This is a genomic window from Arthrobacter sp. MYb214, assembly GCF_002979865.1.
Lineage (GTDB): Bacteria > Actinomycetota > Actinomycetes > Actinomycetales > Micrococcaceae > Glutamicibacter.
This window is the reverse complement of the sequence record NZ_PCPZ01000002.1, coordinates 514,174-529,830: the sequence shown is the minus strand read 5'-3', so window position 1 is coordinate 529,830 and position 15,657 is coordinate 514,174. Positions and strand designations below refer to the sequence as shown.

Annotated in this window: 15 protein-coding genes; 8 read left to right on the top strand and 7 right to left on the bottom strand. The window is 60.6% G+C overall.

Annotated features, from left to right (window positions below; translation table 11 throughout):
- Window positions 1-15 precede the first annotated feature (15 nt).
- Window positions 16-1,602: a tripartite tricarboxylate transporter permease gene (locus CQ012_RS08185; protein ID WP_286134293.1), complete on the top strand. Its 1,587-nt coding sequence runs from the start codon at window positions 16-18 to the stop codon at window positions 1,600-1,602.
- On the top strand, window positions 1,599-2,000 hold the full coding sequence (locus tag CQ012_RS08180; RefSeq protein WP_105658224.1) for a universal stress protein: 402 nt from the start codon (window positions 1,599-1,601) through the stop codon (window positions 1,998-2,000). Before CQ012_RS08185 ends, CQ012_RS08180 begins: the two co-directional genes overlap by 4 nt.
- 69 nt (window positions 2,001-2,069) lie before the next feature.
- Here CQ012_RS08180 and CQ012_RS08175 read toward each other — a convergent pair whose 3' ends face one another.
- A complete protein-coding gene (locus CQ012_RS08175; protein ID WP_105661845.1) occupies window positions 2,070-2,468 on the bottom strand; it encodes a DUF4282 domain-containing protein in 399 nt (132 codons plus the stop codon).
- Between the two features lie 179 nt (window positions 2,469-2,647).
- Between CQ012_RS08175 and CQ012_RS08170 the strand changes: the two genes are divergently transcribed.
- Window positions 2,648-3,664: a S66 family peptidase gene (locus CQ012_RS08170; RefSeq protein WP_105661844.1), complete on the top strand. Its 1,017-nt coding sequence runs from the start codon at window positions 2,648-2,650 to the stop codon at window positions 3,662-3,664.
- A gap of 91 nt (window positions 3,665-3,755) precedes the next feature.
- Here CQ012_RS08170 and CQ012_RS08165 read toward each other — a convergent pair whose 3' ends face one another.
- From CQ012_RS08165 to CQ012_RS08155, 3 genes are all read right to left on the bottom strand, one after another.
- Entirely contained in the window at window positions 3,756-4,853 is a 1,098-nt protein-coding gene (locus CQ012_RS08165) for a pyridoxal-phosphate-dependent aminotransferase family protein (RefSeq protein WP_105661843.1), read from the bottom strand.
- Between the two features lie 109 nt (window positions 4,854-4,962).
- Entirely contained in the window at window positions 4,963-5,670 is a 708-nt protein-coding gene (locus CQ012_RS08160) for a phosphonatase-like hydrolase (RefSeq protein WP_286134604.1), read from the bottom strand.
- A 13-nt stretch (window positions 5,671-5,683) separates the two neighbouring features.
- Complete coding sequence (locus CQ012_RS08155; protein WP_105661922.1) at window positions 5,684-6,442, bottom strand: GntR family transcriptional regulator; 759 nt, start codon at window positions 6,440-6,442, stop codon at window positions 5,684-5,686.
- 168 nt (window positions 6,443-6,610) lie between these two features.
- On the opposite strand from CQ012_RS08155, the gene CQ012_RS08150 reads away from it, so the two are divergent.
- The 4 genes from CQ012_RS08150 to phnE are packed head-to-tail and all read left to right on the top strand — an operon-like array spanning window position 6,611 to window position 10,411.
- A complete protein-coding gene (locus CQ012_RS08150; protein ID WP_286134603.1) occupies window positions 6,611-7,810 on the top strand; it encodes a TIGR03364 family FAD-dependent oxidoreductase in 1,200 nt (399 codons plus the stop codon).
- Between the two features lie 29 nt (window positions 7,811-7,839).
- Complete coding sequence (locus tag CQ012_RS08145) at window positions 7,840-8,760, top strand: phosphate/phosphite/phosphonate ABC transporter substrate-binding protein (RefSeq protein ID WP_105658230.1); 921 nt, start codon at window positions 7,840-7,842, stop codon at window positions 8,758-8,760.
- 2 nt (window positions 8,761-8,762) lie between these two features.
- The gene (locus tag CQ012_RS08140) at window positions 8,763-9,539 is read left to right on the top strand and encodes a phosphonate ABC transporter ATP-binding protein (RefSeq protein ID WP_105661840.1); all 777 of its coding nucleotides are present in this window, start codon (window positions 8,763-8,765) and stop codon (window positions 9,537-9,539) included.
- Window positions 9,536-10,411, top strand: a complete 876-nt coding sequence (phnE, locus tag CQ012_RS08135) for a phosphonate ABC transporter, permease protein PhnE (protein WP_286134602.1) — start codon at window positions 9,536-9,538, stop codon at window positions 10,409-10,411. The genes CQ012_RS08140 and phnE overlap by 4 nt, the downstream gene beginning before the upstream one ends.
- A 206-nt stretch (window positions 10,412-10,617) precedes the next feature.
- Here phnE and CQ012_RS08130 read toward each other — a convergent pair whose 3' ends face one another.
- Window positions 10,618-11,838 carry an MFS transporter gene (locus CQ012_RS08130; protein ID WP_105661839.1) on the bottom strand — a complete coding sequence of 407 codons (1,221 nt, stop codon included), beginning with the start codon at window positions 11,836-11,838 and terminating at the stop codon, window positions 10,618-10,620.
- 95 nt (window positions 11,839-11,933) lie between these two features.
- Window positions 11,934-13,604, bottom strand: coding sequence for an amidohydrolase (locus CQ012_RS08125; protein ID WP_286134601.1), 1,671 nt, complete (start codon window positions 13,602-13,604; stop codon window positions 11,934-11,936).
- Window positions 13,605-13,908: 304 nt separating this feature from the next.
- Here CQ012_RS08125 and CQ012_RS08120 point away from each other — a divergent pair, with 304 nt between their 5' ends.
- On the top strand, window positions 13,909-14,640 hold the full coding sequence (locus CQ012_RS08120; protein ID WP_105661919.1) for a type 1 glutamine amidotransferase domain-containing protein: 732 nt from the start codon (window positions 13,909-13,911) through the stop codon (window positions 14,638-14,640).
- Window positions 14,641-14,839: 199 nt separating this feature from the next.
- Here the strand turns inward: CQ012_RS08120 and CQ012_RS08115 are convergent, their stop codons facing one another.
- Window positions 14,840-15,397 carry a hypothetical protein gene (locus CQ012_RS08115; RefSeq protein WP_105661838.1) on the bottom strand — a complete coding sequence of 186 codons (558 nt, stop codon included), beginning with the start codon at window positions 15,395-15,397 and terminating at the stop codon, window positions 14,840-14,842.
- Between the last annotated feature and the right edge of the window lie 260 nt (window positions 15,398-15,657).

Genomic DNA, 15,657 nt, shown 5'->3' with positions numbered 1-15,657 from the left:
ACTCTGGATTTATTGATGGGCGGCTTCGCCGCGGCGCTGACCCCGATTAACCTGCTCTTCGCTTTCGCCGGTGTCATCCTGGGAACCGCTGTAGGAGTGCTCCCGGGCATCGGCCCGGCCATGGCTGTGGCACTGCTGCTGCCATTGACCTTCGGCATGGAAACTTCCAGCGCACTGATCATGTTCGCCGGCATCTACTACGGCGGGATGTACGGCGGGTCAACCACCTCGATCCTGCTCAACACCCCGGGGGAATCGGCAACAGTCATCACAGCCATCGAAGGCCACAAGATGGCCAAGGCCGGCCGTGCGGCACAGGCCTTGGCCACCGCGGCCATTGGATCCTTCGTTGCAGGAACCATCGGTACCGCGCTGCTGGTGACCGTCGCCCCGATCGTCGTGAAGTTCGCGGTGAGCCTTGGCGCACCGAGCTACTTCGCCATCATGGTCCTCGCTTTGGTAACTGTCACCGCAGTCTTGGGCTCTTCCAAGATTCGCGGGTTCGCTTCCCTGGGCTTGGGCTTGGCCATTGGCTTGGTCGGCATGGACCCGGTCTCCGGGCAGCAGCGACTGACTTTCGGCTTCGCGCCCCTGGTGGACGGCATGGACATCGTGGTGGTCGCCGTGGCGATCTTCGCCATTGGCGAGGCGCTGTGGATTGCCGCGCACTTGCGCACCAGCCCGGCCCGCACCATTCCGGTGGGTGCCCCGTGGATGGGCAAGGAAGATTGGAAGCGTTCGTGGAAGCCCTGGCTTCGCGGTACCGCCTTTGGGTTCCCCTTCGGCGCGCTGCCTGCCGGCGGTGCCGAAGTTCCGACCTTCCTGTCCTACGTCACCGAAAAGAAGCTGTCCAAGCATCCTGAGGAGTTCGGCCACGGCGCCATTGAGGGCGTTGCCGGCCCGGAGGCCGCGAACAATGCCTCTGCCGCTGGCACCCTGACTCCAATGCTCGCCTTGGGCTTGCCCACCAATGCCACCGCTGCGGTGATGCTGGCGTTCTTGACCATGAAGGGCATCCAGCCCGGTCCGCTGCTCTTCGAGAATGAACCAGACCTGGTGTGGGCCCTGATTGCCAGCTTGTTCATTGGCAACACGTTGCTGCTGCTGATCAACCTGCCGTTAGCGCCGCTGTGGGCGAAGCTGCTGAAGATCCCGCGCCCCTACCTGTACGCAGGCATCTTGTTCTTCGCAACGCTGGGCGCCTTCTCGGTGAACATGCAGGTAGCTGATCTCTGGCTGCTGCTGCTGATCGGTTTGCTGGGCTTTGCCTTGCGCCGCTTCGGCCTGCCAGTGCTTCCGCTGATCCTTGGTGTCATCATCGGCCCCATGGCCGAAGAACAGCTGCGCAAGACCTTCCAGCTTTCTGCTGGTGAAGTCTCAGGTCTCTGGAGCGAGCCGCTGGCCGTGGGCATCTACGTGCTCATCGCCGTCCTGCTCCTGCTGCCAGTGCTGATCTCCGTTATTCGGCGCAAACGCGGGACAGCGTCTGCCGCCGCCGAGGCCCTGCTGGGCGACGATGCAGCTGGCGGCCCCGAGCCGGAACAGGCGAAGCCTGGCCACGGAAATGAGAACAGCAAGGCTGCTGAAAGGAATGAATCATGACGATCGTAGTGGGCTATATTCCCTCGCCAGAAGGCGAAGCCGCCTTGGAACGAGCCATTCTCGAAGCCAGGCGCAGCGAGGTGCGATTGATCGTAGTGAACTCTTCGAAGGGCGATCAGCTCGTTGACGACAGGCTCATTGACGCGAAGCAGTACCACGAGCTGGAAGCCCGCCTTTCTGATGCCGGCATCGATTTCTGGATTGAGCGCCACACCCAGGGTGCCGATGCGGCAGACCAGATCCTGCATATAGCCCAGGCCCAACGAGCCGAGCTGATCGTGATCGGCCTGCGCAAGCGGACGGCAATGGGCAAGTTCCTCATGGGGAGCAACGCGCAAAGGATTCTGCTCCAGGCCTCCTGCCCGGTGCTGTCGCTCAAAGCGTCCAGCGACTGGTAGTTCTGCACGCTGTTCGCTCAACAACGGCCGATGGCCCGCACCACGGGTGCGGGCCATTGGCCGTTGGACTTACTTCTGGTAAGGGTTGGCTGGCGGAGTGCCGCCGCCATTGGCGGTTGGATCCTGCGGCTGCTGGGGAGCAGGAGGATTACCCGGGTGCGGGCGGTAGCCGCCTTCTGCCGGCGGGATGCCACCGGCCAGACGAACGAGTTCAGTGGTGTTCTCTGCCGTGCGGATCTGTGCCAGCAAGGATTCGAGTCCTGCACGGACCAGTACCAAATAGACTAGGGACACCAAAGGACCCACGATCAGGAGCATGAGGAAGCCGAGCATTGCATCAGCCATGAACCCGGAAATCACGATTCCGAGGTAGCCGATCGCCAACAGGACCATGATCAGGATGTAAACGATCTTGATGATCGATGGCGTGATGAATTGTTTGAATTCCAAGTCGAAGAGGGACTTCACCTTATTTGCTTCTTTCTTTAGAGAAATTGCGCTGTCCCGCCCACGTTATCGAATTTCGCAGTATTCTCCCAGTAGCTGGAGCGGAATATCTTCATTTGTTGCGAAAATTTCGCCAACTAGTCGCCTGCGACTGCGTGCGGGTTATTATCCCCTGCCAAGCCAGACCCTAGACTGATTGCATGACAAGCCATGAGAAGCCGACGATTGTCCCAGCCCGATTGCAATCCGGAGACACCATCAGGGCCATTGCGCCATCGTGCTCCCGCGCCTTCGTGATGGAATACGACAATACGAAGTGGATCACTGAACGCTTCGAGGCCATGGGGCTCAAGCAGGAATTCGGCGATCACGTAGACGAGAACGATGACTTCGACAGCTCGCCGATCCCGTCGCGCGTGGCCGATCTGCACGCCGCATTTGCCGATCCATCTGTCGCCGGAATCATCTCGGTCATTGGCGGCTTCAATTCAAACGAGCTGCTCCCCTACCTCGACTGGGATCTCATTGCCGCCAATCCCAAGGTCTTTTGCGGCTATTCGGATTTCACCGCCCTGGCTAACGCCGTGCACGCCAAGACCGGCCTGGTAACTTATGTCGGTGCGCATTGGTCCTCTTTCGGCATGCGCGATCATTTTGAACCGACCGGCCAGTGGTTCCGGACCGCAACCCACGAGCACTCGTGGACCATCGAGCACGCCAGCGAATTCACCGACGATCTGTGGTTCATGGATCAAGACAACAGGTCCGTCCAAGCATCCAGCGGACCATGGATCCTGAACCAGGGGGTGGCCACGGGCAAGGTAATTGGCGGGAATCTGGGCACGCTGCATTTATTGCTGGGCGGCGATTTCATGCCATCTTTGGACGGGGCAATGCTCTTCATCGAGGATGACTCCTCAGAAGACATCCACGAAATCGCCCGGAAGCTCGCCTCGTTCCTGCAGTCCCCCAGCGCGGCTGGCATTACCGGGCTGGCCATCGGGCGCTTCCAGCAGCAGTCCGGAATCACCCGTAGCCTGCTGGAGCAAGTTATCGCAAAGCACCCGATCCTGCAGGGCATCCCGGTTGTGGCCAACCTCGATTTCGGCCATACCTCCCCGATGTTCACGTTGCCGATTGGCGGCTACGCCATGATTTCGACCAGTGCTGATTCAGTGCAGCTGCATTTTGCGCATTCACAGGACCAGCTGAGCTAGCCCATGGGCAACAGCAAGAGGCGGAACCAACCAGAATCCCCTGGTTAGTCCCGCCTCGCTTTGCATTCAGAGGACCACGGCCCTTGCGCGCCTAGGCCTTGCCGATCGCTTCCTTCAGCGCAGCCAGCAGCAGCGCCACCGATCCCGGATTAGCGTTGGGGCCCATCATGCCGATGCGCCAAACGGTGCTCGCGTACTTGCCGACACCGCCGCCGATTTCAATATTGAAGCGGTCGAGCAGGTATCCACGGACCTTCGCCGAATCAACGCCTTCAGGAACGTAGACCGTCGTCAGCTGCGGCAGGCGGTACCCCTCCTGGGCGAATAGCTCCAGGCCCATTTCCTGCAAGCCATCTTGCAGCAAGCCTCCCGCTTCCTGATGGCGGGCGGTGACCGCGTCCAGGCCCTCAGCCAGGATGCGGTCGATGCCGGCTTCCAGCGATGCGACCATCGAGACCGGTGCGGTGTGGTGGTAGGTGCGTTGGCCCCCGGTGGAACCTGTGGCGTAGCCGCCGAGCAAGCCTAGATCCAGATACCAGGATTGGGGCTTCTGGACGCGGCGCTCGAAAGCACGGTCTGAAATGGTAAATGGTGCCAATCCCGGAGCCACGCCGAGGCATTTCTGCGTGCCGGCATAGCCAACGTCAATCCCCCATTCATCAGCCAGCACCGGCATGCCGCCAATGGAGGTCACTGCATCGGTGATCAGCAGTGCATCGCCCTTGATTGCGCCCAGCGCGGCTATATCGGAAACAACTCCGGTACTGGTTTCAGCATGCACGCCGGCAATGACGGTTGGGTTCGGGTGCGCCGCGGCAACGCGTTCGGCATCGATCGGCGTGCCGTATTCATGCTCGACGCGGACTACTTCAGCGCCAGCGCGCGCAGCAACTTCGCACATGCGCTCGCCGAATAAGCCGTTGATCGCGATGACCGCTACGTCGCCTGGGTTGATGGTGTTGACGAAAGCGGCTTCCATGCCAGCTGAGCCCGTGGCGCTCAAAGGCAAGGTACGGGAGTTTCCGGTTCCCCAGAGAGTACGCAAACCATCAGCAACGCGATCCATGCGTGCAATGAACTCCGGATCCAGATGGCCCAGCAGCGGAAGGCCGAGCGCTGCCGTTGCCTCGGGATACGGGTTGCATGGACCCGGTCCGAACAGGTGGCGCTGAAGAACAGTCTTGCTCATGACGACTCTCTTTCATCTCAATGGGATGTTCCAACTAGAGCTCAGCATATCCCGCATCCCAATCCGAAACGAAACATATCTTCCGCATTGCAAAATTACTCGGGTCGAACTACACGGCCGCGGGCTCGATCGCCTCGAGATAATCCGGCAGCTCCGCCACGGATTCGAGGATGGCGGCATGCGGGAACCGGTCCAGCTCTTCGCGGCCCAGCTTCCCGGTCAGCACACCGATCCCATGCACTCCCGCGTGATGCGCGGCCAGCAGGTCGTTGGCGGTGTCGCCTGCGGCAACAACCTTGGCTACATCGCGAATCCCCGTCAGCTCCATCGCTCGATGAATCATGTACGGCGCAGGGCGTCCCGCTGCTGCTTCATCGCCGGCAACCACTGCGTCGAGAAGTTCGCCAGGACCGACCTTCCACTCCAAGCCATCGAGGATGATATCGGCAACATCGCGCGAGAACCCCGTTGTCAATGCGATCTTCTTGCCGCTGGCAGACAAGCGTTCCAGCGCTTGCACGACACCTGGCAATGCGACGGGCGGATTCTCCCGGTAATATCCCAGCAGCAGATCCCGGAAACGGCCAAACTGCACTTGCACCTGCTCGTCGCTGGCAACAGCTCCGCCAAGTTCAATCAGCGCTTTGATCGCTTCCTTCTTCTCGGCGCCCATCCAATGCTGCAGATCCTCCTCCTTGACCTCAACACCGAATTCGCACACCGCATTCTCCAGAGCCCGGTACACATCGGCATGTTCGTCAATGGTCGTTCCAGCCATATCGCAGGCAATGAGTTCAAACATGTCTTCTCGTTTCATCGTGTTTTCCTGTTCAGACAGCAATGCTTCGCACACGGCTCAATGAGGCGCGATGCTCGCTGGTGTTTTCAATGGTGAAGTTGGCCAGATCCGGCAAATACCGATCATCGGAGTACTCAAGTTTCTGCCCCGATTTGGCGGAAGTCACGCGCCGTTCGCGCAGGAGCGGGGCGCCGAGCCGGACACCCAGCAGCTGCGCGTCCAGTTCATCGGCCGCCACCGCGTCGATGGTGTGCTTGCCTCGGTAGAGGTCTACGCCTTGCTCCCGCAGGTACTCGAAAATCGAACCGTCATCCGCATCGAATTCGAAGAGCAGCCGACCGACTTCTTGGGTAAAGCTAGTCCGCTCCAGCATCGCCGGGCTCCCATCGAGCAAGCGCAGGCGCAGGATCTGCACCACCTTGGCACCTTCTTCGAGTTCGAGCTGCTCGGCCACGAGGGCATCGGCCGGGCGCTGCGCCAATTCCCGCGTTTCCTGTCCAGCCTCCAATCCGATGGAGCGCGCCCAATCAGTAAAGGACATGAAGGTGGTAAACGATTGGGATTGCACCTGTTGCGCCACGATTGGCGGCTTGCCTTGTCCCCCCGCAATGAGGCCCTCCGAACGCAACTGGGCGAGCGCATGCCGGACCGTGCCACGCGAGGCATTGGCGCGGGCACAGAGTTCTGCCTCGCTGGGCAGGACATCTCCTTCGTGCCATGTGCCAGCCGCTATTTCCTGCCGCAACCAGGTGGTGAGGGCTTGGTACTTGGGTTGCTTCTTGTTCTCCATCACCTCTTGATCATACAAGTGGTTTTATTGTGAAATCAGCGATTCACAAGACATTCCAGTGAACTGAAAGTGAATAGACGGACCCCATTCTGAACTCTAGGCAAACTTGTTCAAACAAGTGCCATTTCGGGTTGAATCCGCTCATGCCGGGCATGGATGATCACTGTCGTGAGCAACGAAAAAAATTTCCCACAGCCCCGGCCAGTCGCCAACCACGCAGATGTGCTGGTGATCGGCGCCGGCATTGTCGGCCTGGCCCATGCCGCTCGAGCCCTGGACGCCGGCCTCTCGGTAATCGTCATTGAACGTGACCATGAGGCCATCGGCGCATCGGTCCGCAACTTCGGCCACTGCTGCATCACCGCGCAGTCCGGCGAACTCTACGACCTGGCGCAGTCAGGACGTCCCTTGTGGCTTGACTACGCTGAACGCGCTGGCTTCTGGGCCGGTGAATCGGGAGCTGTCGTGGTGGCCTCGACAGAAACGGAATTGCAGGTCCTGCGCGAACTGTCCGCACGCCGCGAAACCGGGCAGGTCGAGATGCTCAACGCGCAGGACATCGCAGAACAGCTCGGACGCGAAAGCACCGAAGGATTCCTCGGCGGCGCGTTCCTGCGTGATGACCTGCGCGTCGACCCGCGCACCACGGTGGCCAAGCTGGCCCAGTGGGTCAACGCCCATGTTGCTGGCAGCGTCCACTTCAGCACCAGCGCCTTGGGATTCGGTGCCGGCCGGCATCGCCGGGCCAGCGTGCAAACTAATCGCGGCGCCTTCGAAGCCGACCAGGTTTTCGTTTGCGTCGGCCACGACGTGGACTACCTCTTCCCGCAGATCGCGCAGGAGCACCAGATCACCCGGTGCGCGCTGCAGATGCTCCGCGCAGAAGCTTCCGAAGACCTGGAATTGAAGCCGGCCGTCCTCACCGCCACCTCCATGCTTCGCTACGAGGCCTTCACCGAAGTGCCAGCAGCCAAGGCCCTGCAGGCTGAAGTTCTCGCCGAGCACCCGGAGCTGCTGGATATCCAGGCGAATGTCATGTTCACCCAAAGGCCCGACGGCACCCTGCTCATGGGAGATTCGCACAGCTACGCCGCAACCCAAGCTCCCTTCCTCAAGGAAGCGACCTCGCAAACATTGCTCTCGGCCATCGGGGGCTACATGAGTGGCACCGAGCTGAAAGTCATTGAACGCTGGCAAGGAATCTATGCCTCCAGCGCTACCGGGCCCTTGCTCATCCGCAATGCCGCCGACGCCATTACCGTCGTCTCCGTGACCGCCGGAGTCGGAATGACCCTGTCCTTCGGCCTGGCCGACAAGAACATCAAAAACCTCGCCAAGCCGGCCATGGCTTCATCGATCACCGCCTAGCCTAGCTACACCACGCATTGGAGCAAACCATGAAGATCTCTCAGGCATTTAAATTCTCTGCCGTCTCGCTGGGCCTGCTGGCCCTCACCGCTTGCGGGTCCGCCCAGGCGGATGAGCAGGCCGACTCCGCTGCCCCCGCGTTCTGCGCCGATGGGCCCATCAATTTCGGCATCGAGCCCTACGAAGCACCAGCCAAGCTCGAACCGGCGTACGGCGTGCTCGCCGACGCATTGGAGCGCGAGCTCGGATGCGAAGTCGAGGTCCAAGTTGTCGAGGACTACGCCGCAGAGGTACTGGCAATGCGCAATGGAAAACTGGATCTTGGCCAGTTCGGTCCCGTGGGATACGTGTTCGCCAGCCAGCAGGCCGGCGCTGAACCGCTCGTGTCCTTCGGGACCGCTCAAGGCGAGCTCAGCACCTACACCGGTGGCATCTGGGTTGCGAAGGATTCAGAAATCAAGACCCTCGAAGACCTGCGCGGAAAGGACTTCGCACTTGGCGGCGTGGGCTCAACCTCCGGAGATGTCCTGCCGCGCTACGCGCTGAAGACTGCCGGCATTGCCGAGTCCGAAGTCAACTTGAACTACGCAGGAGGGCATCCTGAATCACTGCTGGCCTTGGCCAACGGAACTGTCGACGCCGCCCAGCTCAACTCGCAGACCCAGGCGGTTGCCGAAGAAGAAGGTACCTTCAACCCGGAAGACTACCGCCAGATCTGGACCTCGGAACCCATCCCGAACGACCCGATCACCATCAGCGCCGATGCCGACCCGGAACTGAAGAAAGCCGTTAAGCACGCGCTGCTGAACCTGCCGGAGGAAGATATCGCCCAGGTAGGAGCTTTCCTGGATGTGACCCCTCCGGGCCCATTGCTGGAAGTCACCAAGGAAACCTACGGCCCGCTGTTCGACCTGGCTTCCGAAATGGGCCTCACCGAGGACGATATCTAACCATGGACACCACGCAATTGGCCCGTCCGGCCCTCTCGGTGAAGTCCCTGGCCAAGTCCTTCAACCAGCGCCGCGTGCTTGATGACGTCGATTTCACCGTCAACCGCGGCGAGCTCGTGGTCTTTCTGGGTGCCAACGGCTCCGGAAAATCCACCACCCTCAAGTGCGTCGCGGGATTGGCCACGCCGGATTCGGGAAGCATCGAATTGGATGGCATCCACCTGGCCGATCTCCATGGCCGTGATCTAGCCCGTGCGCGATCCCGGGCAGCCATGGTGTTCCAGAAGATCCATCTGGTGCCCCGCCGCACAGCACTGTACAATGTCTGCGCAGGCGCCCTGGCCCGTGTCACCGGCTTGGCCTCATTCTCCCCCGCTTTCTTCTCGCGCGAACTGCGGGAAGAAGCAATGGCCTGCCTGGACCGGGTTGGCATGGCCGACCGCGCCCTGGACAAGGTCGGGCGCCTTTCTGGCGGACAGCAGCAGCGCGTAGCCGTCGCCAGGGCCCTGTGCCAGCGCGCGTCGGTGCTGCTTGCCGATGAGCCGGTTTCTGCTCTGGACCCGCATGCGGCCGAGAACATCATGGAATTGCTCGCTACCTTGGCGCACGACGAAAACCTTGCAGTCGCCACGGTTCTGCACCAGCCAGAGCTTGCACAACGCTACGCAGACCGGGCGATCGGGTTGCTGCATGGACGTATCGCCTTCAACGGTCCGGTCCAGAATCTCGGCGACGACTTCCTGGACGTTCTCTACTCTCCCGAGAGGATTGCAGCATGAGCCTCCATACCCGGACTCGCATCAAGGAACAGGCAGTGGAAAGCACTTCGCAAATGATCGCTGGAAAGACCGCGCCAGCACTGCCCAGAGACCCGCACAAGGCGGCCCGGCGTACCCTTTGGATTACCGCAGTTGCAGTGATTGCCGTCCTTCACCTTCTGGCCATCGCGGGAACTGATTTTGATCCGGCGTTGCTCGTGGATGGCTGGCGCGGGATGGCACGATTCATCAGCGACGCATTCCCGCCGGATCTGAGCTGGGACAAGGTCATACTTCCTGGCTTGGAGGCAACGCTGGTCACCTTGTGGATCGGCTTGCTGGGCACGACCTTCTCCATTCCTACGGCCTTGGTGCTCGCTGTGCTCGCATGCCGCACCACGACGCCGCATCCGCTGGCCTACCAAGCAGCACGCAGCATCTTGTCCTTCTTCCGCGCGGTACCGGATATCGTCTTTGCGCTCATCTTCGTCACCGCCGTGGGCTTGGGTCCCTTCGCAGGTGTGCTGGCGCTGATCTGCCACAACACGGGAGTGATGGGAAAGCTCTGGGCCGAGTCCCTGGAAGAAACCGATCAGGGCCCGCAGGAAGCGCTGTCCACCACCGGCGCATCACGGGTTCAGCAGCTTACCCATGGCGCACTGCCGCTGGTGATCCCGCAGTTCGTTGGCTTGCTCTTGTACCGCTTCGACGTCAACGTCCGATCGTCACTGGTCCTGGGCCTGGTCGGTGCTGGCGGCATCGGCTTGCTCATCAACCAGGCGATCAAGTCGTTCCAGTTCGATACGATGCTTACGCACATCATCATCGTGCTGATTCTGATCATCGTCGTTGACCAAGCGTCCGGATTCATCCGCCGCAAGCTGGCAGTCTAGCGCCTCGCCAATCGGAAAAGCGCGCCTGGGCCCCAGCGGGTGTCCGTGAACCTTACAGGATCGAGGACACCGGCTGGGGCTTCATGGCGCTCTGGGCGAATCGTTGTGGTCCCTGAAGATGCCTCGGCACCTTTACCAGCGGCGCAGGTCCTGGAAAGTCGTTGTTTTCCACTGGTTGGCATGTGCCGGTGGTGGACCGTGCACTGCTATTCAGGAATTCCCATTGGAGCGACGCGCTGGGGCAAGCCGTGCTGATTGCGGCCCTGGACGAGAACCACGCAGGTCATGGACAGCAGCACTCCGACACTGCAGGCGACGAGAAGCACGCCAAAGCCGCTGGCAGCCTCGATGAGCATGCCGCCCAGAACTGGTCCAAGCGCGAACCCGGTGCCGATCATCAAGTTCGTGGAATTCATCAGGTGGCCGCTGGAGTCCAGGTCGGAGACCGTGGCCAGCAAGTAGGGCAGGATGAAGGTCCAGGAGAATTTGAAGATGATCGCCGCGGCCGCGAACTGCACGGCTCCGCTCAACCCGAACAGCAAGCCGATGGACAGCAGCATCGCCAGATAACCGAGAATGAGGAACAGCGGGCGGCGCGGATGGTCGCCCAGGAATGTGGCCAGCAAGGAGGAAGCAATTCCCGGGACTGTCGCAACAGCGAGAATCAGGCTCGTCGTACCCAAATTGATCTGCGCGGACGCCGCGAATTGCCCCATGAACGACCACACCCCGCTCAACGCTACGTAGAAAAGCATTACCGCCGCCAGGGCCAGAAACGCCTTGGATCTCGGGGCCGGCCGGTGCCCGTAGTTGGCACTATCGGCAGCCGGGTCAGCGGCGCTTCCCAACAGCACGTTGCCATCGATGCGGTGCGCAACCGCCATGCAGCACAGGGCTAGCCCAGCCATGGTCCAGTAGATCGCAGACACCGCGGAATCCGCGAAGAGCACCGGGAAGAGCGCCAGAATCACGGCGCCCATGACCAGCTGGGCCGCAACGAATAACCCATAGGCCCGTCCTGGGTTCGCGCTCCTGCCGCTCAAGCTCAGGATCACCACGGTGATCGAGCCAGCAGCCAGGGACGTCACAATGCGGCACACCGCCAAGAGCGCGTAGTTGTCCGCAAAGCCCGAGACCACATTTCCGGCCACGGCAACCAGCGTGAAGACACGAGTTGCCGTCACGAGGTTGACGCGCTTGAGCCACAGATAGGCGGGGATAGTCGCCAAGCTGAAGGCCCCGAGCTCCATGGACAGCAGCCCGCCTACTTGGGTGGCCGTCAGGCCGAATTGCGCCACCAGCTTGGAGGCGATCACCGGTGCGGTCAGCAGCACCATGTACAGCACCGCGCTGTAGGCACCGATGTAGATGTAGATTCCGCGGTCGCCGCCTGTTTTTGTGCGCGCGCCAGCCAGTATCGAGTCCATGGCTTTCCTTCGAGACAGCGGCGAGTTGCCGCGGGTAAATAATGATGCTCCGGCCGATACCCTGGCCGGCTGAGAACAACGTGCTGGGCAGGCGATTAGCGCACCGGCACGCTCGAGGATCCGAGTCGGTCGTAGACCTTTTGCCCGCTGAACCAGGTCTGCTGTGCAGTGATCTGCGGCAGCTCTTCGAGTTGCACCTCAAACGGGTCTGCCGAGAGCATGATGAAGTCAGCGGACTTACCGATTTCCAGCGACCCGGTCAGGTCATCCAGTCCCATCGCTTTGGCGCAATTGATCGTGTAGATACGCAAGGCATCCGCCAAGGTCACGGCTTCTTCCTCCCAGAGCGTTCCGGGGAAAGCTCCGGTAGGATCCTTGCGGGTGACCAGACCGTAGATTCCCTCCCAGGCGTTCGGGGAAACGCTCACCGGCCAGTCCGAGCCGCCGGCAACTAGCGCCCCGGTGGCCAGCAAGGTCTTGTTCGGGTGCATCTTGGATGCCCGGTCGGCGGGAAGGACGAGTTTCATGGCTTCGGTAATCACCCCGGGGAACCACAATGACGGCGAGATATCGGCGGTGACTCCCAGTTCTGCAAAGCGCGGCAGGTCATCCGGGTGAATGAACTGGCCGTGGGCGATATGGTATTTCGGCTCGCCCAGACCTGCCTCGCGCACCTTCTGGACTGTGTCCAGGACCAGGCGCACCGAAGCATCGCCGGTGCAGTGGATCTTCGCGGAAATGCCCCGCCGCGCCGTGCTCATCAGCCAGCCCGCGAGTTCTTCTGGAGGCATTGTGGTGTTGCCGCAATGGCATTCAGGGAATCCCGCACCCTCCAGATACGGTTCGATGAAGGCTCCGGTCCCTGCCGGCGGAACGCCATCAAGGAAGATCTTGATGAAATCCGGGCGGTGATGAGTTGACCTGGTTTGCTCGCGCTCGGCAATGATCCCCTCGCCCAGCGGATGGGTCCCGAAAATGAAGTCATTGGCCTGCATGCTGGAAACCACCCAGGCGTGCAGATTCCCGGATTCATCGAGTTCTTTCAAGGCCTGCATGAGTTGCAAGGAGGCGGCAGCATCCTGGAAACCGGTGATGCCGTAAGAATGCAGTATTTCCATGCCCCGCGATGCCGCTTCGGCCAACTGCCAAGTCGGCGTGGGGCTCATTGATTCGCGGACCTGTTCGACAATGACCCCGCCGGCTTCCAGCAGCACGCCGGTGGCTCGGCCTTCGGCATCCCGCATGATTTCCCCGCCTTCGGGGTGAGGGGTCGCGCCGGTGATGCCCGCAAGCTCCAAGGCATGGCTGTTCACCCATCGGTTGTGCTTAGCATCATCCTTGAGCAAGGCCGGCCGGCCGCCGGTGGCCTGATCCAGCCGCGCCAGTGCCTGGGGCGTATTGATCTCGCTCAACAGGCCCGAACCCCAGCTGCCACCGATGACCCACTGGTCCGCAGCCAGCTTATCCGACCAGACCGCGACTGCCTCCAGGAACTCGTCCAGGTTGAGAGTTGGCGGAACGTTGAGCTCGAACAGGTCCATCTGCCCGGCAAGCATGTGATGATTGTGCACGTCCATCAGCCCGGGCATGATCGTGGCCCCGTCCAGATCGATAATTTCCATTTCCGGCCCACGCAGCGCCAGCGCATCCTCTCCGAGCGCGACAATCTTTCCTGCGCGGACGGCCATCGCATTGACTATGCGTTCATGCGGATCCAGCGTATGGATGGTGCCGTTGACCAAGAGAAGGCTAGGGGCGGTGTTCACGAGTGCAATCCTTTCGAAAGATACCAATCCGGGATGGCTCTCCAAGGTTCAAGAAGTGATGCACGGCATATCCCGGCCGGTGCATTCATTCTCGCAAAGTCCGCCCCAAGGGCGTTGGCTTTAAGCGCATGCTTAGTTGGCAACGCACGCCAAACTCGCTCCGGGGCTAGAAACAGGAGCCACGTCCCACTTGTTCTCCCTCCGGAGCACGATTCCGGAAAGCAAACTGGCAACTTGCGCATCGCCCTTGCGACAGCCTGCCTGTTGTACAAGGGTGGAAGGACGAATGCGAAAGGAGCACACCTTGAAGAAAATCCTCATGGTCCTGACCAGCGTTTCCGAAATCGGTAATGACAAGGAACCTACCGGATACAACGTCGCCGAGGCCGCACATCCATGGAAGGTGTTCCGGGATTCCGGGCACTTCGTCGACTTCGCTTCCATTAAAGGCGGACAGCCCCCGCGCGACACAGTGGACCAGGACGACCCGGTCCAGGTCCAGTTCACCCAGGACGAAACGACCCGTGCCGGCTTGTACAACACCGCAAGGGTTGAAGTCGTCGACCCCGAACAGTACGACGCCGTGTACCTCGTGGGAGGCCACGGCACCATGTGGGACTTCCCCAATAATGAGGGCCTGCAAAAGCTGGTCGGCGCTATCTACAACAAGGGCGGCGTTGTCGGTGCAGTCTGCCACGGCCCGGCCGGTCTGCTCGATGTCGAGCTGCATCATGGCTTGAAACTCTTAAGTGGCAAAACCGTTGCAGCATTCACCAACGATGAAGAAGTGGCCGTAGGCAAGGACAAGATCATTCCGTTCTTCCTGGCCGACAAGCTCACCGAGCAAGGCGCCACGCATATCGCCGCCGATAACTTCGAAGAGAATGTACAAGTCTCCGAACGCCTGGTCACCGGACAGAACCCAGCTTCCGCCGCAGGTGTCGCCAAGGAAATGGAAAAGCTCTTGGCCGAAGTGATCCACCAGGAGAAGGCCGCTGAAGCCGCAGCCGCCGAGACCGAGGCCGAGGCACAATGAGCTAAGTCGTAACCCAGCCCGAAATCTCATAAAAAACGCTTGGATCCGTGTAGCTTCGCGGATCCAAGCGTTTTCGACTTCTACTGGACTTTATATAACGCATTCCGTACTCCATGCAACGCCATGCACCCCTTGCCGAAAGCGTGGCTGGTGATGCAAGCAGCTTGGAAAGCGTCTCGGATTGACCCGACAATACTCGTCAATCGATTGGGTCTGGTTCGCAACCTGGCCGTCCCTGCATCGCAAAAGCCTTCTCATACAGAGTGGCGCTCTCATCCGGCCAGCCTGGATCTCGCGGAACGACACCGGTAGCAGCCCAGAGCGTCTCCCTTAGCCACTGTGCGAATCCAGCTACACGGAAGTTGCCTACAGCGCCTGCATCCCCTTCAGCATGCTCAAGCAAGACAATTGCTCGCCTCATCCCACCGAGCTCGTTCTGAATGACGTTCCACAGCTCTTCATCCTTAGTGAACACAACGTCGTAGCTGTCTTCATCTTCTTCGGGAGGCCATTCCATCATTTCGGGTTCAACCGGCAAGGACCGGGAAGCAAGGAGCTCTGGGTCGGAAATATCGTAGGCTGCAACTACACGTGCCGAGTCTACATATTCATCGATGAGGTTGCCGGCGAACCTGGAGTAGTCGAAGGTCTTGCCACCCAACGAGGTGAGAAGTGCTGCAGCTTCCGACACGCGTGGAGCAGCGCCAACCCCGTAGTGTGCACGAGCAGCCTGCAAGAGTTCTTGGTAGTCAGTCATAGTTCCCCAATTCAAGCACTACTGGTGCCGCCAACAGTAGCTGGCGGCACCAATGCTTCGTGCAAGTTCTTTCCCAGGTCGAGCTTCCGTAGAAGAGATGAATGTCAGGGGTCCGCTTGTTGGGGTGGAAGTGCCACATGTACCCTTCTTGCCTCCTCCACTGATTTCGGGTCCAACTGGCGCCTTGCCGTCCTTAGTAGCTGCAGCTAGGGATTTTGCTTTGTTCCTGGAAAGCGCCCAAACGCCGTTGCCTTTCTTGC

What these genes read in the sequence shown, in the direction of transcription:
- CQ012_RS08140 (WP_105661840.1), top strand. Translation starts at nt 8,763, where the DNA reads ATGGACACCACGCAATTGGCCCGTCCGGCCCTCTCGGTGAAGTCCCTG.
- CQ012_RS08130 (WP_105661839.1), bottom strand. Translation starts at nt 11,838, where the DNA reads ATGGACTCGATACTGGCTGGCGCGCGCACAAAAACAGGCGGCGACCGC.
- CQ012_RS08185 (WP_286134293.1), top strand. Translation starts at nt 16, where the DNA reads ATGGGCGGCTTCGCCGCGGCGCTGACCCCGATTAACCTGCTCTTCGCT.
- CQ012_RS08155 (WP_105661922.1), bottom strand. Translation starts at nt 6,442, where the DNA reads ATGGAGAACAAGAAGCAACCCAAGTACCAAGCCCTCACCACCTGGTTG.
- CQ012_RS08145 (WP_105658230.1), top strand. Translation starts at nt 7,840, where the DNA reads ATGAAGATCTCTCAGGCATTTAAATTCTCTGCCGTCTCGCTGGGCCTG.
- CQ012_RS08165 (WP_105661843.1), bottom strand. Translation starts at nt 4,853, where the DNA reads ATGAGCAAGACTGTTCTTCAGCGCCACCTGTTCGGACCGGGTCCATGC.
- CQ012_RS08115 (WP_105661838.1), bottom strand. Translation starts at nt 15,397, where the DNA reads ATGACTGACTACCAAGAACTCTTGCAGGCTGCTCGTGCACACTACGGG.
- CQ012_RS08170 (WP_105661844.1), top strand. Translation starts at nt 2,648, where the DNA reads ATGACAAGCCATGAGAAGCCGACGATTGTCCCAGCCCGATTGCAATCC.
- CQ012_RS08160 (WP_286134604.1), bottom strand. Translation starts at nt 5,670, where the DNA reads ATGAAACGAGAAGACATGTTTGAACTCATTGCCTGCGATATGGCTGGA.
- CQ012_RS08180 (WP_105658224.1), top strand. Translation starts at nt 1,599, where the DNA reads ATGACGATCGTAGTGGGCTATATTCCCTCGCCAGAAGGCGAAGCCGCC.
- phnE (WP_286134602.1), top strand. Translation starts at nt 9,536, where the DNA reads ATGAGCCTCCATACCCGGACTCGCATCAAGGAACAGGCAGTGGAAAGC.